Source organism: Streptomyces sp. NPDC098101 (assembly GCF_044760185.1).
Lineage (GTDB): Bacteria > Actinomycetota > Actinomycetes > Streptomycetales > Streptomycetaceae > Streptomyces.
The window spans coordinates 99,970-122,249 of sequence record NZ_JBIWAS010000003.1 but is presented as its reverse complement, the minus strand read 5'-3'; the positions used below and the strand labels follow the sequence as shown (position 1 = coordinate 122,249).

The following is a 22,280-nucleotide window of genomic DNA, read 5'->3' as shown; positions in this document are numbered from 1 at the left end:
GGCAGCCCGGCGGCCCGGACGGCTCAGGAGACCTGGCCGACCGACTCCGGCGAACCGTCCACCTCCACCCCGGCCTCGGTCGCCGCGCGGGCCCGGAACGGCGCCTTCCAGTCGCCCGTACCGGCGTAGAAGTAGGCGGCGCCGTCCGCCGTCCGCGCGTACAGGTCGGGGCGCCCGTCCTTGTTGCCGTCGTCGATGCCGACGACGTCGGCGTACGCGTTCCAGCCGCCGCCGATCCGCGTCCGCGCCGCGAACGTGCCGTCGCCCCTGCCGAGGTACAGCCAGAGCACACCTTCCTTGTCCCGGGCGACCAGGTCCCCGGCGCCGGCCCCTCCGATGTCCCCGGTGGCGGTGACCTGGCCGTAGATCCCCCAGCCGTGACCGACCTTCTTCCGCGGCGCGAACGGCGCGGCGGTGTCACCGGTCGACGCGTAGAAATAGAGGTCACCGGCCTTGTCGACGGCGACCAGATCGGACCGCCCGTCCCCGTTCAGGTCACTGCCGCCGGTGAGCTCGGTGTACGTGTTCCACCCGCCGCCGATCCGCACGCGGGGGTCGAAGCCGGTCTGGCCCGGCTTGTCGGCGGCGCGGCCGCGGTGCAGCCAGAGGACCCCGTCCTTGTCCCGGGCGACCAGGTCGGCGGAGTTCGCGCCGGCGACGTCGCCGACCGACTCGATCCGGTCGTAGACGTTCCAGCCGGACAGCCCGGAGTAGCCGTTCGACACCGGAACGAGCCGTCCCGACGCGTCGTCCCAGCGGGTGCCGATCTCGTGGAGCCGACCGTCCTTCCCCCGCGCGAACAGGTCCGGCGCCCCGTTGTGGTCGACGTCGTGCGCCTTGGGGGCGCGGTTCACCGTGAGGGTGCCGGTGGCGGTGACCGACGGCATCCCGTTCCACGGCCTGGCCGTCACCTTCCACTCGTACGCGCCGTTGGGAGCGGCCTGCGTGTCCGTGCTGAAGCTGTCCTCCACCTCGCCGGCCCAGTCGAGCCCGAGCGACCCGTCCGGATACGCCCCGGAGCCGGACGCGGGCCGGACGACCGTCCGGAACACCTCCCCCGTCGCCCTGCTCCTCAGCTCGACGGTGAGGTCCGCCCGCGCCGTGGAGAACTTCCAGGACAGCCGGGCCCTGGGGACACCGTTCAGGGAGACGGCGGCCGGGGCGCCCCCGGCGTACGCCAGGGGCTCGGCCCCGTCGTTCGGCTCGCCGGTACGGGCGATCAGCTCGGCCACCGGCTTCCCGTCCGCGCCGACCGAGACCCGGTAGACGCCCGCGCCGTCGGCGGCGGTGACGCCGAGGACGAGCAGGGTGCCGCCGGGGCCGTGGACGGCGTGCGTGGCGTGGTCGAGGAGCTTGACGGTCGAGCCGTCCTTCAGCGAGCGGGCCGAGAAGGCGTGCCACGGGGTGGCGTTCCCCTCGGTGGCCCCCCACGCGAACCAGTCGCCCAGCAGACCGCCGGTGATCACCGCCCCGTCGTCGGGCCCGAGCGGGGTCCGCGCGACCTCGCCCTGTCCCCGCACCGCCGTGGCGAGGACCAGCTTGTCGTCGGTCCGCTCCGTCCAGGCCACACGGGTCGGCGAGAGGAAGGAGCCCCTCGGCACGTACGGCTTGGGCGAGCCGGGCTCCGGGGCGAGGGCGTACCTGCCCTCGACGCGCGCACCGGCCAGGTCGACGACCAGGTCCTCGTCGTAGTTCCGCGCGACGGCCGCGCCGGACAGGGTGTCGGGCATCCACTCGGGCGAGTAGTACGCGTCGCCCACCCTCCGGGCGGTCGGCTTCCCCCCGGCGATGTCGACCAGCTTCAGCTTCCCCCACCGCCGCTCCGCCACCAGGAGGGTCGACCCCGCGACGGCGTCGAGGGACCCGTGGGTCTCCGGGCTCGCGGACAGGTCGAAGGTGACGGGCGCGCCGCCCTTCGCCATGTCGTACACCTTCACGGTTGAGGTGTAGATCTCGTCGTCCCCGGCCTCCGCCACCACGCGCCCGACGACGACGAGGTCCGAGCCCGCGCCGGAGCCGAAGACCTCGTCGCTCTCCCCCTTGGCGACGACCTTGGACACCCCGTCCGCGTACCGCGTCCAGCGCGCCGTCCCCTCGGCGTCCTCCGACAGGAAGCCGGTCGTCCCGGCACCGAGCAGCTTGCCGCCCAAGGCCAGGAACGGCACCTGGGCCGCGGCGGTCCGCACCACGGGAACGGGCGCGGCGAAAGCGTTCGGAACGACGACCGAAGCGGCCGTGACCGCGGTCAGCACCACACCGACAGACGCCATCAGACGCCCCCGAGCACCAAGCAACATGTTTTTCCTCCCCCAACCCAACAGTTCCGACCCCCTAGACCCCCACCCGTTTCAAAGAGTTGTACGACTAACCTCATCCGGATGGAGATCAACATCAGGAAAGGCACCGCAAAGGACCTCCCGGTGGTGCTCGGCATCCTCGACAGCGCCGTGGCATGGCTGAACGGCAAGGGCATCACCGCCCAGTGGGGCACCGAGCCGTTCTCCGCACGGCCCGCGGCGGTGGAACAGGTCCAGCGGACCATGGCCGAGGGCGACCTGTGGATAGCCGAAGCGAACGGCGTCCCGGCGGGCACGATGACCCTGACCCCCCACCCCGGCAAGCACGTGCCCCCCGCGCCCGAACCGGAGGTGTACGTACGCCTCCTGGCGACAGAGGCCCGCTTCCACCGCCACCACATAGGCGCGGCCCTCCTGTCCCACGCGGTAACAGAAACCCGCCGCCAGAAGGTCTCCCTCCTCCGGGTGGACTGCTTCGCGGGCAGCGAGGGCCGCCTGATCGCGTACTACGAGAAGCAGGGCTTCACCCGCACGGACACCTTCGCGGTGGGCGACTGGCAGGGCCAGATCCTGGAACGGCGCGTCTGACGACGACGTACGGGAGGGGGCGGGGCCGGAGCGGGGAGGTGGTGTCCGGGCGTAAAAGCGTCTTGAACCCGCGAAGCGTGGTGAGACGCAGCCCGGACACCACCTCCCCCGCGGGAACTACGCCGCAGTGGTCAACCGCTCCCGCGCCACGAACCGCACCCGCGGATGCCCCCGCCGCCACCCCACGGCGACCTTGAGCCCCCCGACCCGGGCGAGCACGAGCCCGACCACGACGGCGGCGGCGAGCGAGATCAACCCGCCCACGGCGAACCCGACCCGAGCGCCGTACACATCGGTGACCCACCCGAGCAGCGGCGCCCCGATGGGCGTCCCCCCGGCGAAGACCATCATGTAGAGGCTCATGACCCGCCCCCGCATCGCGGGATCCGTGGCCATCTGCACGGCGGAGTTGGCGGTGACGTTGACCGTGAGCCCGATCATGCCGATCGGCACGAGCAGCAGCGCGAACATCCAGAACGCCGGCGACAGCGCCGCCACGACCTCCAGGACGCCGAAGACACCGGCCGCGATCACCAGCATCCGCAGCCGCGTCGACCCCCGCCGGGCGGCCGCGAGGGCACCCACGAGCGACCCGGCGGCCATCAAGGTGTTGAGGAACCCGTACGTACCGGCCCCCACATGGAAAACCCCATCGGCGAAAGCGGTGAGCCAGATAGGGAAGTTGAACCCAAAGGTCCCGATGAACCCCACCAGAACGATCGGCCACACCAGATCGGGCCGCCCGGCCACGTACCGCAGCCCCTCCCGGAGCTGCCCCTTCCCCCGGGGAACGCGCTCCACCTTGTGCAGTTCACCGGTCCGCATGAGCAACAGGCTGACCACGGGGGCGACGAACGACAGACCGTTCAGCAGGAAGGCCCACCCACTCCCGACCCCGGCGATGAGGACACCGGCGACAGCGGGCCCGACGAGCCGGGCGGACTGGAAGTTGGCCGAATTCAAGGAGACGGCATTGCGAAGCTGCTCGGGCCCGACCATCTCGGAAACGAAGGACTGCCGCGCCGGATTGTCGACGACGGTGACCATGCCCAGCAGGAAAGCGATCAGATAGACGTGCCACACCTGCACGTGCCCGGACAGCGTGAGGACGGCGAGCGCGACCCCGCACAGTCCCAGAGCGGCCTGGCTGACGAGAAGGAGCTGCCGCTTCGGGTATCGGTCGGCGACGACACCGCCGTACAGGCCGAAGAGCAGCATCGGCAGGAACTGGAGGGCCGTCGTGATGCCGACGGCGGCGGCCGAGCCGGTGAGGCTCAGGACGAGCCAGTCCTGGGTGATCCGGGCCATCCACGTACCGGTGTTGGAGACGATCGCTCCGGTGAAGAACAGCCGGTAGTTCCGGATGCGGAGCGAGGAGAAGGTTCCCCCGCCCCGGCGGGTGTGGGTATCGGGTTGATGGACGGGTGCGGAGTCTGCTCCGGGTCCCGTACTCAAAGTGCGTCGCCTCCTCGGCTCGGGGTCTACAGGTGTGCGAGCTTCTCCAGGACGGGGGCGGCCGCGCGCAGCTTGGCCCACTCGTCCTCGTCCAGACCCTCGGCGAGCGCGGCCAGCCAGGCGTTCCGCTTGCGGCGGGACTCTTCGAGCATGGCCTCGGCCTGCTCGGTCTGGCTGACCACCTTCTGCCGGCGGTCGTCGGGGTGCGGCTCCAGCCGGACCAGTCCCTTGGCTTCGAGCAGCGCGACGATGCGGGTCATCGAGGGCGGCTGGACGTGTTCCTTGCGGGCCAGCTCGCCGGGGGTCGCGGAGCCGCAGAGCGACAGGGTGCCGAGCACCGACATCTCGGTGGGGCTCAGCGATTCGTCGACGCGCTGGTGCTTGAGGCGTCGGCCCAGCCGCATGACGGAGGAGCGGAGCGCGTTCACGGCCGCGACGTCGTCGGCGGTGCCGTGGGACAGGTCAGGCATGTTCTTTAGCCTAACTCATTACTCTCTCTAAAGACCACCGGGGCCCACCGACGTCGCGCGAATCACACCGCGCACCCCCACACACCCACCCACAGCCCCCACACCCACCCGCACGCGCCCACGCGCACCCGCCCGCGACAACACATCCCGGCCCAGATCACGCTTCCGCATCCATGTATCACCCAAACGAGTGAGTCGGATCCAGAAAGTGACGCAAAGAAGCCCCGGGTGCCCCGACCCTGACGGCATGGGATCGACAGTGCTCAGCCTGCGCATCGACGGTGAGCTGCTCGACCGGCTCAGGAGTCACGCCGCGAAAAGAGGAATGAGCGTCCAGGACTACGTGGCCCGGACGCTCATTCGCGAGGATTTCGACGAGCGGTTCAAGACCGCCGTCGACGAGACGGAGAAGTTCTACGGCGCGGAGGGGACGGAGGGGGAGCCGCGTGAGGCCCCCGCCCCGCCCCGGGATCACGTGAGGCCGAGCGCCGGCATCGCGTAGTAGAAGACGAACACCGCCGACACGACGTACATGGCCACCGGGACCTCACGGCCCCGGCCGGCCGCGAGACGCAGCACGCTGAAGGCGATGAAGCCGATGCCGATGCCGTTCGTGATCGAGTACGTGAACGGCATCATCACCATGGCCAGGAACGCCGGCACCGCGATGGTGAAGTCGCTCCAGTCGATGTCCCTGACCGAACCGGCCATGATCAGGAAGCCGACCGCGAGCAGCGCGGGGGTGGCGGCCTGGGACGGGACCATGGTGGCCAGCGGCGTGAGGAACAGCGCCACGGAGAAGAGGCCGCCGGTGACGACGGAGGCGAGGCCGGTCCTGGCCCCTTCGCCGACGCCCGCCGTGGACTCCACGAAGCAGGTGGTGGCGGAGGAGGAGGTCGCGCCGCCGGAGGCGACGGCCAGGCCGTCGACGAGGAGGACCTTGTTGATGCCGGGGAAGTTGCCGTCCTTGTCGGTCAGCTTGGCCTCGTCGCCGACGCCGAGGATCGTGCCCATGGCGTCGAAGAAGCAGGACAGCAGCACGGTGAAGACGAAGAGGACGCCGGTCAGGACGCCGACCTTGTGGAAGCCGCCGAAGAGGCTGAACTGCCAGAAGAGGCCGAAGTCGGGCGAGGCGACCGGGTTGCCGGGCCACTCCGGGGTGGTCAGGCCCCAGGAGGGGACGTCCGCGACCGCGTTGATCACCATGGCGGCGATCGTCATGACGACGATCGAGATGAGGATGGCGCCGGGGACCTTGCGGACGATCAGCGCGAGGGTGAGCAGCGCGCCCAGGACGAAGACCAGGACCGGCCAGCCGGTGAGGTGCCCGTCGCCGCCGAGCTGGAGCGGGACGGTGGTGTGGGCGGCGTCGGGGATGCGGGAGACGAAGCCCGAGTCGACGAGGCCGATCAGCATGATGAAGAGGCCGATGCCGATCGCGATGCCCTTGCGGAGCCCGGCCGGGACGGCGCTCATGACGCGCTCGCGCAGGCCGGTCGCGACGAGCAGCATCACGACGAGGCCGGCGAGGACGACCATGCCCATGGCGTCGGGCCAGGACATCCGGGGCGCGAGCTGGAGCGCGACGACCGTGTTGACGCCGAGGCCGGCGGCGAGCGCGATCGGGACGTTGCCGATGACGCCCATGAGCAGGGTGGTGAACGCCGCCGTGAGGACGGTGGCGGTGACGAGCTGGCCGCCGTCGAGCTGGTGCCCGTACATGTCCTTGGCGCTGCCGAGGATGATCGGGTTCAGCACGATGATGTAGGCCATCGCGAAGAAGGTGGCGAAGCCGCCCCGGACCTCGCGGGCGACGGTCGAGCCGCGCTCGGAGATCTTGAAGAAGCGGTCGAGTCCGGAGGTCGGTTCGGGGGAACCGGACGGCTCGGGGGACGGGGCCTTGGCGGTGGCCGTGGTGCTCATGGGAATCCTCGTAGGAGAGTGTCCGTTTTGGCGGTTCATACGAAGGAAACCCGCCACAGGCAAACCGTTTCAGTATGAACACATGAACGAGCGAGCGTCCATCTCCGCGCGTAGACAAGAATTCGCGCCACCTAGACTGGGCCCCATGGCGAAGTGGACACCGAAGCACGAGGCACCCGAGCCCCTGGAAGGGCCCGTCGTCGCCACCATCACCGGCGGAACGATCCTCTGGTTCGTCCTCTTCCTCGTGCAGGTCCCCTTCTACGGCTGGTTCGACGACCGGGACCTGACCTGGTGGGTGTGGACCTGCCTGGCCGGAGCGGGGCTCGGCCTCATCGGCATCTGGTACGTCCGGAAGCGGGACGCGGCGCTGAAGCGGCACGCGGCGGCGACGGCGGCGACACCGGGGGAAGCCCCGGAACACCCGGCTCAGTAACCCCACCGGCGCCATCCGGCACCACCGGCACCACCGGCACCGAGGACGACCCCGGCACAGGCCCCCCGCCACCGACCCCGACACCAGCCCGCCCGGCCCGCCCCCCAAGTAGTCCCAAGGGACCACCCCCGTCCCCCCAGGGTCCGATCCTCACCCCCATATCCCCCTCTCCGGCAGGTGAACGCCCGATTCCGGCCGTACCGTCGAGAGCATGACGCAGCGGGCGAAGATCGACACCGACAGCAGCGGAACGGACGGGGGCGGACCGCCCGTCGAGCACCGCCCGGCCGGGCTCACGTCCGCCGAGGTCGCGGAGCGGGTCGCGCGCGGGGAGGTCAACGACGTCCCCGTACGGAGCTCCCGCTCGGCCGTCGACATCGTCCGGGCGAACGTCTTCACCCGCTTCAACGCGATCATCGGCGTCCTGTGGGTGATCATGCTCTTCGTCGCGCCGATCCAGGACAGCCTCTTCGGCTTCGTGATCGTCGCGAACACCGGCATCGGCATCATCCAGGAGCTGCGCGCCAAGAAGACCCTCGACGGGCTCGCCGTCATCGGCGAGGCCAAGCCGACGGTCCGGCGCGACGGGACCGCCGCCGAGCTGTCCACCTCGGAGATCGTCCTCGGGGACCTGATCGAGCTGGGCCCCGGGGACAAGGTCGTCGTGGACGGGGTGGTGGCGGAGGCCGACAGCCTGGAGGTCGACGAGTCGCTGCTCACCGGCGAGGCGGACCCGGTGGTGAAGAAGCCGGGCGACCCGATGATGTCGGGCTCGTTCGTGGTGGCGGGCGGCGGCGCGTTCACGGCCACGAAGGTCGGCCGCGAGGCGTACGCGGCGCAGCTCGCGGAGGAGGCGTCCCGCTTCACGCTCGTCCACTCCGAGCTGCGCAGCGGCATCTCCACGATCCTGAAGTACGTGACGTGGATGATGATCCCGACCGCGACCGGTCTGATCATCAGCCAGCTGATCGTCAAGGACACCAACCTCAAGGACTCGATCGCCCGGACGGTCGGCGGCATCGTCCCGATGATCCCGGAGGGCCTCGTCCTCCTCACCTCGGTGGCCTTCGCGATCGGCGTGGTCCGCCTCGGCCGCAAGCAGTGCCTGGTCCAGGAACTGCCGGCGATCGAGGGCCTGGCCCGGGTGGACGTCGTCTGCCTGGACAAGACGGGCACGCTGACCGAGGGCGGCATGGACGTGACGGCCCTGCGTCCGCTGAACGGCTCCGACGAGGCGTACGTACGGAAGGTGCTCGGCGCGCTCGGCGCGTCCGACCCGCACCCGAACGCCTCCCTCCAGGCGATCATCGAGGCCTACCCGGACGCGGACGGGTGGCGCTGCGCGGAGGCGCTGCCGTTCTCCTCGGCCCGCAAGTACAGCGGCGCGACGTTCGACGAGGGCGGCGGCGCGGAGTCGTCGTGGCTGCTCGGCGCGCCGGACGTGCTCCTGGCGGAGGGGGATCCGGCGCTCGCCGAGACCGACCACCTGAACGAGCAGGGCCTGCGGGTCCTCCTGCTGGCCCGTACGGACCGCGAGCCCGGCGCCCCGGGGGCGGCGGAGGCGGCCCGCCCGACCGCGCTCGTGGTCCTGGAGCAGCGGCTGCGCCCGGACGCGTCCGACACCCTCGCGTACTTCGCCGACCAGAACGTCGCCACGAAGGTGATCTCCGGCGACAACGCGGTCTCGGTCGGCGCGGTGGCCGGGAAGCTGGACCTGCCGGGGGCGGAGCACACGGTGGACGCCCGCACGCTCCCGGAGGACCGGGAGAAGATGGCGGAGGTGCTGGAGGAGAACGCGGTCTTCGGCCGGGTCACCCCGCAGCAGAAGCGGGACATGGTGGCGGCGCTCCAGTCGAAGGGCCACACGGTGGCGATGACCGGGGACGGCGTGAACGACGTCCTGGCCCTGAAGGACGCGGACATCGGCGTGTCGATGGGCTCGGGCTCGGAGGCGACGAGGGCGGTCGCGCAGATCGTCCTCCTGAACAACTCGTTCGCGACGCTGCCGTCGGTGGTGGCGGAGGGCCGCCGGGTCATCGGCAACATCACGCGCGTGGCGACCCTGTTCCTGACGAAGACGGTGTACTCGGTGCTCTTGGCGGTCCTGGTGGTGTGCTCCCAGGTCGAGTACCCCTTCCTGCCCCGCCACCTGACCCTGCTGTCCACCCTGACGATCGGCGTCCCGGCCTTCTTCCTGGCCCTGGCCCCGAACAAGGAGCGGGCGAAGCCGCACTTCGTGCGCCGGGTGATGCGGTACGCGATCCCCGGCGGGATCATCGCCGGGGCGGCCACCTTCACCACGTACCTCCTGGCCCGCCATCACTACAGCGGCGAGGGCGCCCTGGAGGCGGAGACCAGCGCGGCGACCCTGACGCTCTTCCTGGTCTCCCTCTGGGTCCTCGCGATCATCGCCCGCCCCTACACCTGGTGGCGCCTCGCCCTGGTCGCCACCATGGCCGGCGCCTTCCTCCTCGTCCTCGTCGTCCCCTGGCTCCAGGACTTCTTCGCCCTGAAGCTGGTCGGCACGACGATGCCCTGGGCGGCGGTCGCGATCGCGGCGACGGGCGCGGCGCTCCTGGAAGTCGCCTGGCGCTGGGTGGACCGGAGGTTCCCGGCGTAGCCGCACGGATTCCCTGGAGGACGACATGATCACCGAACTCTTCGCGGGCATCCCCGTGACCGACTACACCGCGGCCCTGCCCTGGTACGAACGCCTCTTCGGCGCCCGTCCGTCGTTCCTGCCGCACGACACGGAGGCGGTGTGGCAGCTCGCCGAGGGCCGCTACGCCTACATCGTCGAGGACCGCGAACGCGCGGGGAACGCCCTCCTGACGACCTTCGTCGACGACCTGGACGCCCGCGTCGCCGAACTCGCCCGCCAGGGCCTCGAACCCGTGCGCCGCGAGACCTACGACACCGTGACCAAGGTGACCTACCGGGACGCGGACGGCAACGAGATCGGTCTGGGCGGCGGCCCGTCCTGAGGCCGCCCCCGCGGCGAGCGCGACCGGCCGGTCTCAGCCCGTCAGGAAGGCGCCCTCGCGGCAGGCGCGGCAGACGAAGACGTAGCCCAGCTGACCGCCGAGGTTCATGGCGGTCTCCCGGGTGATCCCCTCTTCCAGGTGCGCCGCGAACTCCATGGTGCCGGCGCAGGAGGGACACGCGGGCAGCCGGTCGTCCTCCAGGTAGGAGGGGCTGCCTCCGAGCGACCCGAGCACTTCGCGCTGCTTCCCGAACCGCTCTCCGGGTTCGCGCCTCCACCCCTGGCGGGCGACGTCGTAGGCATCGGGCTCGCCCTCTTCCTCGCTGTCCTCCTCGTCGACCTCCTCGGGGTCGAACGCCACCCCGTGGACGCGGATGGCCGAGGTGGCGGGCAGCAGGACCGTTCCCGACTCGGGTACGACCACGGGCCGCAGGCCCTCCCGGGGAAACAGGTAGACCCTGTTCGCGCCGGAATGCGCGTCCCAGAACTCGCACGCGCCGGGGTCGTCCTGGCACAGGAACACCGACAGGACGCCGTCCTCGACGGGGAGGTGGGCGAAGAACTGCAGCGGCTCCCCGCAGCCGCACACCGGCCAGACGAACCCGGCGGGAGCCAGCGGCACGCCCCCGGTGCGCGGGGCGTCGGAATCGGCCGGTGCGGGGCCGTCGTAGATCATCAGGTTCGTCTGCATGGCGAGAGGCTACCGGCGACGTCACGAGCCGGCGGGGCGCCGGTGACGCCACCTCCCCCGTGGACCGCCAAGACAGAATGCCACTGTCCCCCAGAAGAGTAAATCTACGATGGCGGGAGTAGATTTTTTCTCCCGGCGGGTCTAACGTCTTCCTCGTAACCCAGAAGTCGAAGGGCGCGGCAGGGACGCACTGCCGCGCACGCAGGTCCAGCAGGTGCGGAACGGCGGCGGAGCGGCGGAGCCGGAAGTGACGGGTTCCTCCACTGGCCGCCGGGCCGGGCGGCCCCAGGGGCCGTGAGCGGTACCGAAGTGCAGTACACGGAAGAGAGAGAAGGAGCGGAACGCCATCAGGATCGCCCGGGCGAGCACGGCAGCCCGGGTACCGCAGGCCCCGGATTGGAAGGTGGTCCCCGGTCACGCAACCGCGATCCCCGCAGCCCCGCCCACCGGGCGGCCCCTGCGGAACAAGAAACCCGGCGCAGTCGGCCGGTAGATGGTGTTGAAAGCTCGGGGCCCGGGCGCCACTACGGCGTCCGGGCCCCTCGACGCGTCCCCGGAAGAAGAGGCCTATGCCCCCTCGCAGCACCCGCCCCGCCGACAAGTTCGACGACGAGGACTATCCCGCCTACACCATGGGCCGGGCCGCCGAGATGCTCGGCACCACCCCCGCCTTCCTGCGCGCCCTCGGCGAACACCGCCTGATCACCCCCCTGCGCTCCGGGGGCGGCCACCGCCGCTACTCCCGCTACCAACTGCGCATCGCCGCCCGCGCCCGCGAACTCGTCGACCGGGGAACCCCCGTCGAAGCCGCCTGCCGCATCGTCGTCCTCGAAGACCAACTCGAAGAGGCCCAGCGCCTCAACGACCAGTACCGCCACGCGGCGACCACCCCGAACCCGCCGACGACGGAGTGACCCGAGCGCCGGCCGCGCGGCGGGCTCCACACGTCCTGAGCCCGTCAGCCCAGGAAGGTCTTCCGCCACTCCAGCGGCGACATGGTGAGCGCGGCCTCGGCGAGGGTCCGCGCCGAGGCCGTCTTGAGGCTGTTCAGGGAGGTGTCGATCCAGTCCTGGACCAGGGTGTTGCCCTGGGCCCGGTACTCCACGGCCTGCACGAGGCACTCCAGCTTGTCCGCGTCCTTGGCCACGATCGCCTCGGGCGTGTCGTTGGCCTCGTACTCGTCGACGACCCGCTGCACCCCGGCCCTGACCGCCGGATGCGCGGCCGACACCTGGTCCGCGGTGACCGTACGGTTCGCGGCGGCGTCGATGTAGCGGCGCCCGATGTGCGGGATGTCCCCGATCCGGGTCTCCTGCGTGTCGTGGAACAGGCACATCAGGGCGACCTCGGCCGGGTCCACGCCCTCCATCATGGCCAGCACGGCACCGATGACGCCGACGCGGAACGAGTGCTCGGCGATCGACTCGGGGTTGTTGTTGCCCGTGAACCACCATCCGGTCCGCTTGGCGTTCTTGAGCACCCCCATCTCGAAGATGAACCCGGCCGTGCCCTGGGCGTTCGCCGTCTCGTCTGCCATGTGATGACCTCCGGTCCTCAGGTTCGATCACGCAAAACGTAATGCACGGCCCCGAGTTCTTGGCGGGCTCTTACGGAAGCGACGCCCTCCTCCAACAGCCGGTCCGTACGCCTCGCCAAGTCCTGTGCCAGCGGTGGCGACGCCTGGGGAAGCCACGGGTGGGCGGTCAACAAGGCCCACAGGGTGTGGGCGTACAGGTCGACGTACCCGGGGGCTCGGTGCATTCCGTGCGTGAGTCCTCGTAAGAGGGTGACGGGGTCCCAGCCGTTCGGTTCCCGGTTCTGCATGAACCGGTCGTCGGACTGGGGAAGACGCAGACCGCCCAGCCAGTAGGCCCAGTAGTTGAGGTTCGCGGCCTCGGCGGTGTCGTCACCGGCCAGGGAACGTTCGATGAAGTCCAGGAGCGGCTGGGGGTCCCCCAGCCGGGCCAGTGCCGTCGCGGTCGACCGGGCCTCCGCCCAGTGCTCCGACCACCCCCGGCGGGCAAGGACTCCCCGTCGGACATGCAGGGCGTGGGCTGTCCACGCCACGGCTTCCGGCCCCCGGTCGTACGAAGCCAGGTAGAGGGCCTGGCGGTGCAGCAGCGTGCCGCCTCCGGGCCCGCGCGCGGCTTCGGCGGTCCTGCGCAGGCGTTCGAAGAACAACGTCCGATCGGCCGCCGCCAGCAGCGGGGCGTCCGCGACGGGTCCCCGCCGGGAAGCCGGGACACGCCCGCGCAGTGCCGGGGGTGCCACTCCGGTCAGGGCCCACGCCAGCATGTGAGCGGTGTCCCGGGTATGCACCCAGGACGCGAGCGGGTGCGCCCCCGTGTCTTCCGGGGGTTCCAGCCCGGCACCGATGATCTGATCGGCGTCCATCGCCGCGTCCAGCAGTCCCACCACCGTGGGATCCGCGCCCAGCGCCCCCAGCCGGCGCCGCAGGATCAGAAGCGCTCCGGCCTTCATGTTCGCGAGCGGCCTGCGCCCGACTCCCACCCCTGCATCGTGCCGAGGTCCACGCCCAGCGCCTCCGCCATGGCCGCCTGCGTACGCGGGATGCTCTCCCGCGCCACGCGCAGGACGAACCCCGCGACGGCCCCGGCGATCGAGCGTCCCCGCACGGGCGGCTTCACCATGTCGGCTCCCCAGAGTGCTCCGTCCCCACAACACGTACTGCCGGTCAGTCCTACCGCGCGCACAGCGACCGTACGTTCAAGTCGCACCAACGAAAAGCGCGCACATAGGTCACGAACTCCGGCTCCCACAAGGCATGTTGGAAAGGGGCAAGCACATGAGTACCTCAGATCCGCCTCGGGCGAAGCCGTGAATCCGGTCGGATTCGACGGCTACGAGGAACACCCCTTGCTCCACCAGCGGGTTCGTGACACGGCGAGCCGGAGCGAGGGCGAACTCACAGCCGTCACCCACGAACTGCGCAGCGACGGCCGCTTGGTACGCATCGCCCACATCCGGCCCGCGAGCGGGGTCGAGTGGACGACCTCGGCCGACAACGTCCGGGCCGCCTTCGAGGACCCCGGCGACCCCACCCACCGAACTGTCTGAAACCGACTTCCGGAGGATCCCTTGTTCCCTCGCACGGACCGCCTTCCGACTGGAACGCCTCTGCCCATGGGGCACGCCACCGCCGTGCCCTGGGGTGTCCGGCGCATGGTCCCGTACCCGACCACGGCTCCCACCTGGACGCGCGCCGAGATCGACCCGGACACCCAGACCGCCCGCTACTTCGACGGGAAGGGCCGGGTCATGGAGATGCCCAAGCATGGGACCAGTACCGGAACCAACCCCCGTACCAACACCGGAAATCCGTCCGACGGATCAAGCGGCGGCGGTACCGGTGGTGGGGACAGCGACACCGGAAACGACTCCGACCAGTGAGCCACTCCGGCCCGGTGCTGGTCGTCACCATGATCGACGACCCCACGGCCGACCTGGTGATCAGCGAGCTGTACGACCGGGACGTCCCGGTCGTACGGCTCGATTCCGGGGACTTCCCCGCCACCTTGTCGTTCGCGGCCGTCCTCTCGCCCCACGGCTTCGGGGGAACGCTGTCCACCCCCACCCGGACCGCCGACCTTGCCCGCGTACGGTCGCTGTACTACCGGCGGCCGTCCGGCTTCACCTTCGCCCACCTCGACGAGCAGGACGCCCGCTTCGCCGTCACCCAGGCCCGCTACGGTCTCGGCGGCGTCCTCGCCTCGCTCCCCGGCTGCCTGTACGTCAACCACCCCCACCGCATCGGGGACGCGGAGTTCAAGCCCGCCGGCCTCGCCACCGCCGTGCGATGCGGGTTCCGGGTCCCGCCGACCCTGGTCACGTCGGAGCCGGAGGCGGCCCGCGCGTTCATCAGGGCCCACGGCGCGGTCGTCCACAAGCCGCTGTCGACACCGCTCTACCGGATCGACGGCGTGTCCTGCACGGTCGAGGTCGCGGAGGTGACCGCGGATCAGGTCGACGAACGGGTGGCGGGAACGGCCCATCTGTTCCAGCGGCGGGTCGACAAGGTCGCCGACGTCCGCGTCACGGTGACCGGCAGTCGAGTCTTCAGCGTGCGGATCGACTCCGGTCTGCTCGACTGGCGCACGGACTACGACCGGCTCACCTACACCGTGATCGAGCCTCCCCCGGGCATCACCGATGCCCTCCACCGCTACCTGGACCACTTCGGTCTGGCCTTCGGGGCTTTCGACTTCGCGGTGGACCGGTCGGGGGCATGGTGGTTCCTCGAATGCAATCCGTCCGGTCAGTGGGCGTGGATGGAGCCCGAGACCGGGCTGCCCATGGTCGCGGCCATGGCCGACCTCCTGGAACGGAAGCCCGCGTGAGCGACGACGAAGCCCTCCGTGAAGCACTGGCCGACCGGCTCACCGCCGAGGGCCATCTGCGTTCGCCCCGGTGGCGCCGGGCCGTTCTCGACACCCCCCGGCACGCGTTCCTGCGCGGCGGTTACTTCCGCCGGGTGGACGACGCCGGCCCCACCGGCTGGGAGCCCGTGATGCCCGAGGACCCGGCGTGGCTTCCGGCCGCGTACGCGGACGATTCACTGGTGACCCAGATCGCCGGAACCATCGCCCCCGGGGACATCCGGGGACGGATCTTCCGGTCGCCGACCAGTTCCAGCACCATGCCCGGCCTGGTCGTCCGTATGCTCGAAGAACTCCACGTGGACGACGGAAAGCGCGTCCTGGAGATCGGCACCGGCTCGGGCTACTCGACCGCCCTTCTCTGCCACCGGCTCGGCGACGACCTCGTGACGTCGGTCGAGGTCGACGAGGACGTGGCCGTACGGGCCCGGAACGCCCTCGGTGCCCTCGGCCACACGCCCCGGCTGGTCGTCGGGGACGGACTGGCCGGGGATCCCGACGGCGGACCGTACGACCGGATCGTGGCGACCTGCGGAGTCAGGGAGATCCCGCCGGCCTGGCTCGCCCGGACCAGACCGGGCGGCCGGATCCTCGCCACGGTGTGCGGCTGGTTGTACTCCTCCGAACTCGCCCTGCTCACCGTCCGCGACGGCGTCGCCCGCGGCAGGTTCCTCGGCGGTCAGGTCTCCTTCATGCTCGCCCGGCCCCACCTTCCGCCGCCGCTCGGCCTGCTGCCCGACCTCGGCGGCGGAGAGGAACGCGAGACCGTGGTCGGCGCCGACGTCCTGGACGACTGGACCGCCCGTTTCGTCGCCCAGATCGCCGCCCCGCGCGCCCAGCTCCTCCGGATCCCCCTCGAAGGAGGCGTGCCCCACGACGTGGTCCTCGACGTCGGCGCCGGGTCGTGGGCCGCTCTCCGCCGCGACGGAGGCCGCTGGATCGTCCGCCAGGGCGGGCCTGGCCGCCTGTGGGACGGAATCGAGGACCACGTGACCCTCTGGCGGCAGGACGGCGCACCCGCCCTCGACCGCTTCCGGATCACCGTCACCCCGGACGCGCAGAGCATCACGTGGCCGGGCCGGCCGCGCGAGCGCGGGTAGGAGGCGGGGACACCGCCTCCTCATTCGGCTGCGGCGGGCGCACGCACCCGAATAGCGTGCCCCCATGCGAAACGCGCGTGCGAACGGGCCCCGGGGCTTCAGGTAGCCCGTCAGGAAATGCCTGGCGGTGGCTGTCCGTGGGAGTTTCCGTGGCTCGTACCGCTCATCACCCGTCCCTCGCCCGCCGGAGGAGTTCCGTCGACTGGCTGCCGGGGGAACCCTTTCACTCCGTCGTGCTGTACGACCTGAGGTACGGCGCCGGGGAGTTCGCCGAAGCCGTCCGGGAGGCCCGGCGGCCCCGCCCGCGCCTGGTCCGGCGGGCCGTCGCGGTCTACTCGCTGCCCCGGCACCGGTGGGACAAGACCGTCGCGCACTGGGCCGCCGAGCAGGAACGGCGGGCCCGGCAGCTGCTCCGGAGGCGGGTCGGTACGGTCCTGGGGCTGGTGAACACCCCCGGCGGGGCGCTCGACCCCGATGCCGCCGACGCCGTCGACGTACCCCCGGCCCGGCACCGGCACAGCGGGGTCTGGGTGGCCTAGTCCGCGTGCCGGGGGCCGGAGAGGAGGACCCGGCGGGTCGGGCGGTCGACGTGTGCGACGACGACGGAGACCTCCTCGCCGGTCCCGAAGTCCTCCGGGCGGTCGGGGGAGTCGCGGAAGGGGACCAGGCCGGTGATCCCGTCCCCCAGGTCGACGAGGGCCCCGAAGGGGAGGACCTTCTCGACCGTTCCGCGCAGCTCCCGGCCCGCCGTCGTGCGGTCGGCGAAGGCCTGGAAGGGGTCCGGGCACAGCGCCCGCAGCGAGAGCCTGGCCTCCGCGTTGTACGTGTCGAACTGGAGGAACTCGCACGCGACCCGCTGCCCGGCCGTCACGACGTCGGCCGGGGCATCGGCGTGCCGCCAGGACAGCTCGGGGACGGTGACGAACCCGACGCCGGGGAAGAGCGGATGGTCCGGGCCCTCGTCGAGGGCCACGAAGACCCCGAACCGCTCGATCGCCGCGACGGTGCCGGTCAGCACCTCGCCGGGGCGCAACCCCTCCAGGAACGCCCAGAGTTCCGGGCTCTCGGTCCGCCAGTCCATGCCCGGAACCCTGCCACACGCCCGCCGCACGGCGGGATCAGTCGAACCAGCGGTCCCGCGACAGCTCCTCCGTGCGGGTCGGGTCCTCCAGGAGGGCGGCGACCTCGAAGCGGCGGGGCCACTGGCCGGCGGCCCAGGCGAGGCCGGCGGCGACGCCTTCGAGGGTGGCGGCGTGGACGGTGCCGTCGGGGGTGCGGCGCCAGTCGAGTTCGGTGCCGCCCGCGCGGAGTTCCTCGTGCTCGACGTAGAAGCCGGGGGTCGCGGGGCCGAGGAGGGCGGTGACGGAGTCCGGGACGCCGTGCTCCTCGCCGGTCGTCGTGACCTCCGCCTCGACCGTCTCGCTCAGGCGCCGCACCTGGAACAGGTCGGCCAGGTCCACCGCCCGGGACGGGGAGACCGGCAGGAGGGGGAGCCCGGCCGTCAGGGGCAGGAGGTCGGGGGCGTCCGCGACCACCGCGTCCGCCGCGTCGACCACGGTCACGACCCCGTCGACGACCGCCCGCAGCTCGTCCGGGAGGGTCACCTGCTCCGGGTCCAGGTCCGCCAGGGCCGTGTAGAGGGCGTGCAGCTGCGGGGCCGTCACCGTGCGGTCCGGGTCCGCCAGGCGGGCCAGGAGCTCCGCCGCGCCGCCCGGCTCGTCCAGGAGCGCCGGGACCGAGGTGCGGACGCCGAGGGCCCGCAGGACCTGCTCGTCCTCGAAGCCGGTCGCGTCGGCGGAGTCGTACAGGCCCATCAGGAGGGGGTCGGTGCCGGCGGCGCGCAGTCCGGCCGGGCGGCGGCCGTCCAGGACGGGGTGGTCCCGGAGCCACCAGGCCGTGTAGGGGCGGACGGTCTCCGTCGTGCCGTCCGGCAGGAGGACCCGTACGGGCTGGATCAGGGCGTCCCTCAGGGGCGGGGCGGCGAGCAGGGCGAGCGCCTGCGGCCAGGCGTCGTCGTCGACCAGGTCCAGGTCCCGTACGGCGACGATCTCCGTCGCCACCGGCGGCACCGGCGACTCCGGGAGCCGGTCGAGGACGTCCTCGCACCACACGTCGACCGCGTCGAGGAGCCCGGCGTCGTCCGGCTCCGGGTAGTCGCCCTCGCGGGGCTCGACCTCGTCCGGGTCGAGGACGAGATCACTCGTACGGACGAGGGCGAAGGTGGCGAGTACCCCGCACGCGGTGAGGGGCTGCTCGCCCCAGCGGGCGGCCAGGTCCGCGTCCACGAAGGCGATCTCGTCCTCGCGGACGACGGCGGCGAAGGGCGAGCCGGGCAGGACGAGTTCGCTGGCCGGGGCGAGTTCGCCGTCCTCGTCGGGGAGGGCGAGCGCGCCCAGCCACGGCTCCTCGCCGGGGGCGAGCTCCGCGTCCCTGACCAGGGTGAGGACGGTCTCGGCCAGCTCCTCCGCGTCCAGGGCGTCGACGTCCTCGTCCCAGATCTCGCCCACGTCGAGGGAGGCGGCGACCGCGAGCCGGACCTGGTGGGTCGTCAGGATCGCGCGGGGGGTGGCGGGCAGGGCGCCGAGCTTCTCCAGGAGCGGGTGGGCCGCGTCCGGGTGGGCCACCTTCAGGCCGAGCCGGGCCAGCTCGGGCGGGGTGCCCGTCTGCGGCAGGAGGACCTGGCGGGGGCCGATCGCCGTACGGGACCGGGTGCCGCCCTCCTCCTCGGCCAGCGGCACCGGCAGGCCGGTGAGCCGGTCCGGGTCGACGCCGGCCAGGGAGTCATAGAGCCGCCACCACCAGGCGGCGGGCCGGTCGACCCCGGCCAGGCGGTCGATCGCCTCGGTCAGCGGCACCCGGCCGACGCCGAGCGTGCGCAGCTCGGGGCGGCGCTCCAGGCCGGCCGGGAGGAGGGTCGGGAAGACCTCCGCGAGCACGTTCACGGTGTCGGCGCCCGCGCCCTCCACGACCTCCGCCTCGATCGGGCGGAGCGCGGGCAGCTCCTCGGTCGGGGCGGCGGGCGCCAGGAACCCGACGCGCGGCAGCCGGTCGAGGATCGCCTCGCGCAGCGCCCCGTCGAGCGGGCCCTTGCCGAACGGGCCGGGCACGAGGTCGAGCGCGGCGGTCGTCACCGGCCGCCAGTCCGCGAGGAGTTCGGCGTACGCGTCGGCCGCCTTCTGCACCAGGAAGTCGGTGAGCGGGCCGGGCGCGGGGTGGCGGCGGGCGGTGTCGAGCGGCAGGGACGCGATGAGGAGGGCGGGGATGCCCAGGGGTTCGTCCGTAGGGGTGGGGGCGTGCACGACGGGGGTGGTCTGCGGGTAGCGCGGGGCCCCGTCGTCGTCCACGGGCACGGCCCAGGTGATCGACCAGTAGGGGCGCAGGCGCTCCTCGACCGGGCGGTCCCTGAGGAGCTCGGGGTCGAGCGGCCCGCCGTGGGTGACGGTCCGCCAGCGGTGCGCGCCGGAGGCGGAGTCGCGCGCGGAGCCGCGTCCGGAGCCGCGCGGGGAGCCGCCCGCAGGGACGCTCACCGGGCCGCTCGCCGAGTCCTCGACGCGGACGTAGCCGTCGGCCTCGGAGCGGCGGAGCGTTCGTACACCTTCGGGTGTCTCCACGACGACCTCGGACAGACCCGGAAGAGTGAGCAGCAGGGCGTCGTCGACCGACGAGAGGAGCCGCTCGGTGAGGTCCTGGGCGGCCGCGTCGCGCAGCGGCAGGACCACGACGGTGTCGTACCCCTCGGGCGCGGTGCCCTCGGCGGGCAGCGGGAGGCGCAGCAGGGGCACGTGGCCGTCGCGGCGGCGCAGTTCGTCGCCGAGGCCCGGGCTGTAGCGGGCGGTCTCGGCGGCCATCTCGCGGGCCTCCGCGAGGGACCAGCGGACGCCGCCGTGGCGGCCGAGGACGGCGGGCTCGTCGGTGACGGCGAGGACGGCGGCGAAGCCGACGCCGAAGCGGCCCACGGCCCCCGCGCCCCCTTCCCCGCCCTGCTCGCGCTTGGCGGAGGCGCGGAGGGTGGACAGCGACTCGGCGCCGGTGGCGTCCAGCGGGGCGCCGGTGTTGGCGGCGGCGAGGACGGCGGGGCCCTCGGGGTCCGCCGGGTGGAGGGTGAGGCGGAGGCGGCCGGTGACGCCGGCGCGGTGGGCGGCGTCGGCGGCGTTCTGGGCCAGCTCCACGACCAGCCGGTCGCGGTAGCCGCCGAGCGCGAGGTCCTCCTCGGCGTTCGCGTCCTCCCGGAACCGGGCGGGCGAGGCCCCCCAGGCATCGAGGACGCCGCGGCGCAGCCGTGCGGTGCCGAAGGGGTCGGTTCCGTCGGTCGTCGTCCGGACGCTGACGCTCACGTCTGACTCCACTCTGCGGGGCGGTGATTCGGGCGGGGCCGGTGCGGCACCGTGCCGGGGGCCCGAAGGTACCGCGCCGCGCGGTGTCGTCTCCCGCCGGAGGGTCCGCCCCTACGAGTGGCCCAGGTCCTCCAGGACCTCGTCCGGTTCCGTGGTGGAGCCGGAGTCCTTGGAGGGGCGGAGCGGGAAGGCGTCGACGGCCGTCGAGTCGAAGACCGGGAGCGCGGGGCGCGGCGGCTTCGGCATGACGGCGGCCTCCGAGTGGCCCCCGCAGCCGTACGACAGGGAGACGACCCGGCCGTCCGCCGGGGAGAACTCGTTGGCGCAGAGGCCGAAGGACTGCTTCAGGGCGCCGGCGAGCGGCACCAGGAAGGCGCAGGAGTCACAGGTGGCGGGGGCCGCCTGCGCCATCGCGGTCCTGGCGCCGAAGGCCTCGTCCCAGCGGTCGGCTGCCACGTGCAGGCCGTAGCGGGACAGGACCCGGGCCCGGCGCATCCCGAGCTCGTCGGCGACCGACGCGATCGCGCCCCGCGAGGGGGTACGGGTCACGATCTCGGCGTCCTCGGCGTCGAGGTGGTCCGCCAGCTCCTCCGAAACCGCGGAGTTCGGCGGCGGCGCGTCCTCGCCGGTGTAGCCGGGCTCCAGGCGCGGGTCGTCCTGCTCGGTCGGCAGCAGGTCGCCGGGACCCATGTCGCCGGGGCGCAGCCGCTCGCTCCACGGCACCCACTCGGGGGCGAGGAGGGCGTCGGAGCCGGGCAGCAGGACGGTTTCGTCAAGCGTGACGTTCTTGGCGCGGGAGGCGCGCGCGACGGTCACGGCCCAGCGCCAGCCCCGGTAGCCGGGCTCCTTGCACTCGAAGAAGTGGGTGACGACGCGGTCACCCTCCGCGACGACCTCCACGTGGGCGCCCACGATCCCGGGCGCGGCCGCCTCCTCGGCGGCCTCCCGGGCGAGTTCCACCGCCTCGGCGCACAGGCGGTCGGGGGTACGCGTGGCTCGCGGGGCACGCGGGGTACCGCTTCGCGTCGTCGCAGCACTCACAGGTATCGCTTCTCTCCTACGCCGTCTCACAGGTGCGCCGGCCGGGAGGCGGGAGCGAAGCAACGGGCGGCGGGCGGAGCGGACCGGAGGGCCGCATCGACGTCCGCGCCCGACGTGTCTCGCGCGTCTCGGGCACACCTAACGCCATCCATTCTGCGGGATGCCGAAGAGGCGCGCGGCCGAGAGCTTCCGCCGGTGACGCGCTACGCACGCTACCCCGTTCGCGGGCCGCCGCCCACCTGCCCGCCCCAAGAGGGCCGCATCCCGGGCGACACGACCGCCCACGAAGCCCCGGGAACCGGGGAAACACCGGGCCCGCCCCCACCCGGGAAAGCCCCACCGCCCGGGCCCGGCCACGCGCCCGGCCACCGGGGGAAGCCCCTTTCTCCCGGGCCCGACCGCACGTCAGGCCATCCGTGGGAGCCCTGTCCTACCGGGCCCGGCCGCGCGCCCGGCCATCCGGGGAGCCCTTTCCTGCTGGCCCCGGCCACGCGTCCGGCCACCGGGGGAAGCACCTGTCCCACCGGGCCCGGCCGTGCGGCCCGCCGCCTCCGCGGGAACCGGG

22 protein-coding genes are annotated in these 22,280 nt (G+C 72.5%); 11 read left to right on the top strand and 11 right to left on the bottom strand.

Going from position 1 to position 22,280, the window contains the following annotated elements:
• Positions 1-23: 23 nt before the first annotated feature.
• Positions 24-2,270, bottom strand: coding sequence for a hypothetical protein (locus ACIQVI_RS13425; protein ID WP_403594872.1), 2,247 nt, complete (start codon positions 2,268-2,270; stop codon positions 24-26).
• Between the two features lie 108 nt (positions 2,271-2,378).
• Here ACIQVI_RS13425 and ACIQVI_RS13420 point away from each other — a divergent pair, with 108 nt between their 5' ends.
• Complete coding sequence (locus tag ACIQVI_RS13420) at positions 2,379-2,885, top strand: GNAT family N-acetyltransferase (RefSeq protein ID WP_403594869.1); 507 nt, start codon at positions 2,379-2,381, stop codon at positions 2,883-2,885.
• Between the two features lie 117 nt (positions 2,886-3,002).
• On the opposite strand, the gene ACIQVI_RS13415 is transcribed toward ACIQVI_RS13420, so the two are convergent.
• Together ACIQVI_RS13415 and ACIQVI_RS13410 are read right to left on the bottom strand one after the other, a co-directional pair.
• A complete protein-coding gene (locus ACIQVI_RS13415) occupies positions 3,003-4,340 on the bottom strand; it encodes an MFS transporter (RefSeq protein ID WP_351969597.1) in 1,338 nt (445 codons plus the stop codon).
• Between the two features lie 26 nt (positions 4,341-4,366).
• Positions 4,367-4,810 carry a MarR family winged helix-turn-helix transcriptional regulator gene (locus tag ACIQVI_RS13410; protein ID WP_062753095.1) on the bottom strand — a complete coding sequence of 148 codons (444 nt, stop codon included), beginning with the start codon at positions 4,808-4,810 and terminating at the stop codon, positions 4,367-4,369.
• A 247-nt stretch (positions 4,811-5,057) separates the two neighbouring features.
• Between ACIQVI_RS13410 and ACIQVI_RS13405 the strand changes: the two genes are divergently transcribed.
• On the top strand, positions 5,058-5,312 hold the full coding sequence (locus ACIQVI_RS13405; protein ID WP_403594864.1) for a hypothetical protein: 255 nt from the start codon (positions 5,058-5,060) through the stop codon (positions 5,310-5,312).
• Here ACIQVI_RS13405 and ACIQVI_RS13400 read toward each other — a convergent pair.
• A complete protein-coding gene (locus ACIQVI_RS13400; RefSeq protein ID WP_351969595.1) occupies positions 5,282-6,733 on the bottom strand; it encodes an NCS2 family permease in 1,452 nt (483 codons plus the stop codon). The genes ACIQVI_RS13405 and ACIQVI_RS13400 overlap by 31 nt on opposite strands.
• 145 nt (positions 6,734-6,878) lie before the next feature.
• Here ACIQVI_RS13400 and ACIQVI_RS13395 point away from each other — a divergent pair, with 145 nt between their 5' ends.
• The 3 genes from ACIQVI_RS13395 (at position 6,879) to ACIQVI_RS13385 (ending at position 10,153) form a co-directional block, all read left to right on the top strand.
• Positions 6,879-7,169: a DUF2530 domain-containing protein gene (locus ACIQVI_RS13395; RefSeq protein WP_403594860.1), complete on the top strand. Its 291-nt coding sequence runs from the start codon at positions 6,879-6,881 to the stop codon at positions 7,167-7,169.
• Between the two features lie 211 nt (positions 7,170-7,380).
• Positions 7,381-9,789: an HAD-IC family P-type ATPase gene (locus ACIQVI_RS13390; RefSeq protein WP_351969593.1), complete on the top strand. Its 2,409-nt coding sequence runs from the start codon at positions 7,381-7,383 to the stop codon at positions 9,787-9,789.
• Between the two features lie 25 nt (positions 9,790-9,814).
• Positions 9,815-10,153: a VOC family protein gene (locus ACIQVI_RS13385; RefSeq protein ID WP_351969592.1), complete on the top strand. Its 339-nt coding sequence runs from the start codon at positions 9,815-9,817 to the stop codon at positions 10,151-10,153.
• A 33-nt stretch (positions 10,154-10,186) separates the two neighbouring features.
• Here the strand turns inward: ACIQVI_RS13385 and ACIQVI_RS13380 are convergent, their stop codons facing one another.
• Positions 10,187-10,843, bottom strand: a complete 657-nt coding sequence (locus tag ACIQVI_RS13380) for a hypothetical protein (protein WP_403594856.1) — start codon at positions 10,841-10,843, stop codon at positions 10,187-10,189.
• 569 nt (positions 10,844-11,412) lie between these two features.
• Here ACIQVI_RS13380 and ACIQVI_RS13375 point away from each other — a divergent pair.
• Positions 11,413-11,757, top strand: a complete 345-nt coding sequence (locus tag ACIQVI_RS13375) for a MerR family transcriptional regulator (protein ID WP_403594853.1) — start codon at positions 11,413-11,415, stop codon at positions 11,755-11,757.
• A gap of 44 nt (positions 11,758-11,801) precedes the next feature.
• Here ACIQVI_RS13375 and ACIQVI_RS13370 read toward each other — a convergent pair whose 3' ends face one another.
• The 3 genes from ACIQVI_RS13370 to ACIQVI_RS13360 are packed head-to-tail and all read right to left on the bottom strand — an operon-like array spanning position 11,802 to position 13,494.
• On the bottom strand, positions 11,802-12,380 hold the full coding sequence (locus ACIQVI_RS13370; RefSeq protein ID WP_403594851.1) for an HD family hydrolase: 579 nt from the start codon (positions 12,378-12,380) through the stop codon (positions 11,802-11,804).
• Positions 12,381-12,397: 17 nt separating this feature from the next.
• Positions 12,398-13,324: an XRE family transcriptional regulator gene (locus ACIQVI_RS13365; RefSeq protein WP_403594848.1), complete on the bottom strand. Its 927-nt coding sequence runs from the start codon at positions 13,322-13,324 to the stop codon at positions 12,398-12,400.
• Positions 13,321-13,494 carry a hypothetical protein gene (locus tag ACIQVI_RS13360; RefSeq protein ID WP_403594845.1) on the bottom strand — a complete coding sequence of 58 codons (174 nt, stop codon included), beginning with the start codon at positions 13,492-13,494 and terminating at the stop codon, positions 13,321-13,323. The genes ACIQVI_RS13365 and ACIQVI_RS13360 overlap by 4 nt, the downstream gene beginning before the upstream one ends.
• Before the next feature lie 226 nt (positions 13,495-13,720).
• Between ACIQVI_RS13360 and ACIQVI_RS13355 the strand changes: the two genes are divergently transcribed.
• The 5 genes from ACIQVI_RS13355 (at position 13,721) to ACIQVI_RS13335 (ending at position 16,879) form a co-directional block, all read left to right on the top strand.
• Entirely contained in the window at positions 13,721-13,921 is a 201-nt protein-coding gene (locus tag ACIQVI_RS13355) for a hypothetical protein (protein ID WP_403594842.1), read from the top strand.
• A gap of 21 nt (positions 13,922-13,942) precedes the next feature.
• On the top strand, positions 13,943-14,254 hold the full coding sequence (gene tgmA / locus ACIQVI_RS13350) for a putative ATP-grasp-modified RiPP (protein ID WP_403594839.1): 312 nt from the start codon (positions 13,943-13,945) through the stop codon (positions 14,252-14,254).
• Positions 14,251-15,201 carry an ATP-grasp ribosomal peptide maturase gene (gene tgmB / locus ACIQVI_RS13345; RefSeq protein WP_403594836.1) on the top strand — a complete coding sequence of 317 codons (951 nt, stop codon included), beginning with the start codon at positions 14,251-14,253 and terminating at the stop codon, positions 15,199-15,201. The genes tgmA and tgmB overlap by 4 nt, the downstream gene beginning before the upstream one ends.
• Complete coding sequence (gene tgmC / locus ACIQVI_RS13340) at positions 15,198-16,340, top strand: ATP-grasp peptide maturase system methyltransferase (protein WP_403594833.1); 1,143 nt, start codon at positions 15,198-15,200, stop codon at positions 16,338-16,340. The genes tgmB and tgmC overlap by 4 nt, the downstream gene beginning before the upstream one ends.
• A gap of 149 nt (positions 16,341-16,489) precedes the next feature.
• The gene (locus ACIQVI_RS13335; RefSeq protein WP_403594829.1) at positions 16,490-16,879 is read left to right on the top strand and encodes a hypothetical protein; all 390 of its coding nucleotides are present in this window, start codon (positions 16,490-16,492) and stop codon (positions 16,877-16,879) included.
• Here ACIQVI_RS13335 and ACIQVI_RS13330 read toward each other — a convergent pair.
• The 3 genes from ACIQVI_RS13330 to ACIQVI_RS13320 form a co-directional block, all read right to left on the bottom strand.
• Positions 16,876-17,421 carry a S1 RNA-binding domain-containing protein gene (locus ACIQVI_RS13330; RefSeq protein WP_403594826.1) on the bottom strand — a complete coding sequence of 182 codons (546 nt, stop codon included), beginning with the start codon at positions 17,419-17,421 and terminating at the stop codon, positions 16,876-16,878. The two genes, ACIQVI_RS13335 and ACIQVI_RS13330, sit on opposite strands and share 4 nt — an antisense overlap.
• Positions 17,422-17,458: 37 nt before the next feature.
• Positions 17,459-20,686, bottom strand: coding sequence for a sacsin N-terminal ATP-binding-like domain-containing protein (locus ACIQVI_RS13325; RefSeq protein ID WP_403594823.1), 3,228 nt, complete (start codon positions 20,684-20,686; stop codon positions 17,459-17,461).
• A 99-nt stretch (positions 20,687-20,785) separates the two neighbouring features.
• Entirely contained in the window at positions 20,786-21,715 is a 930-nt protein-coding gene (locus ACIQVI_RS13320) for a DUF3027 domain-containing protein (protein WP_351969586.1), read from the bottom strand.
• Positions 21,716-22,280 lie beyond the last annotated feature (565 nt).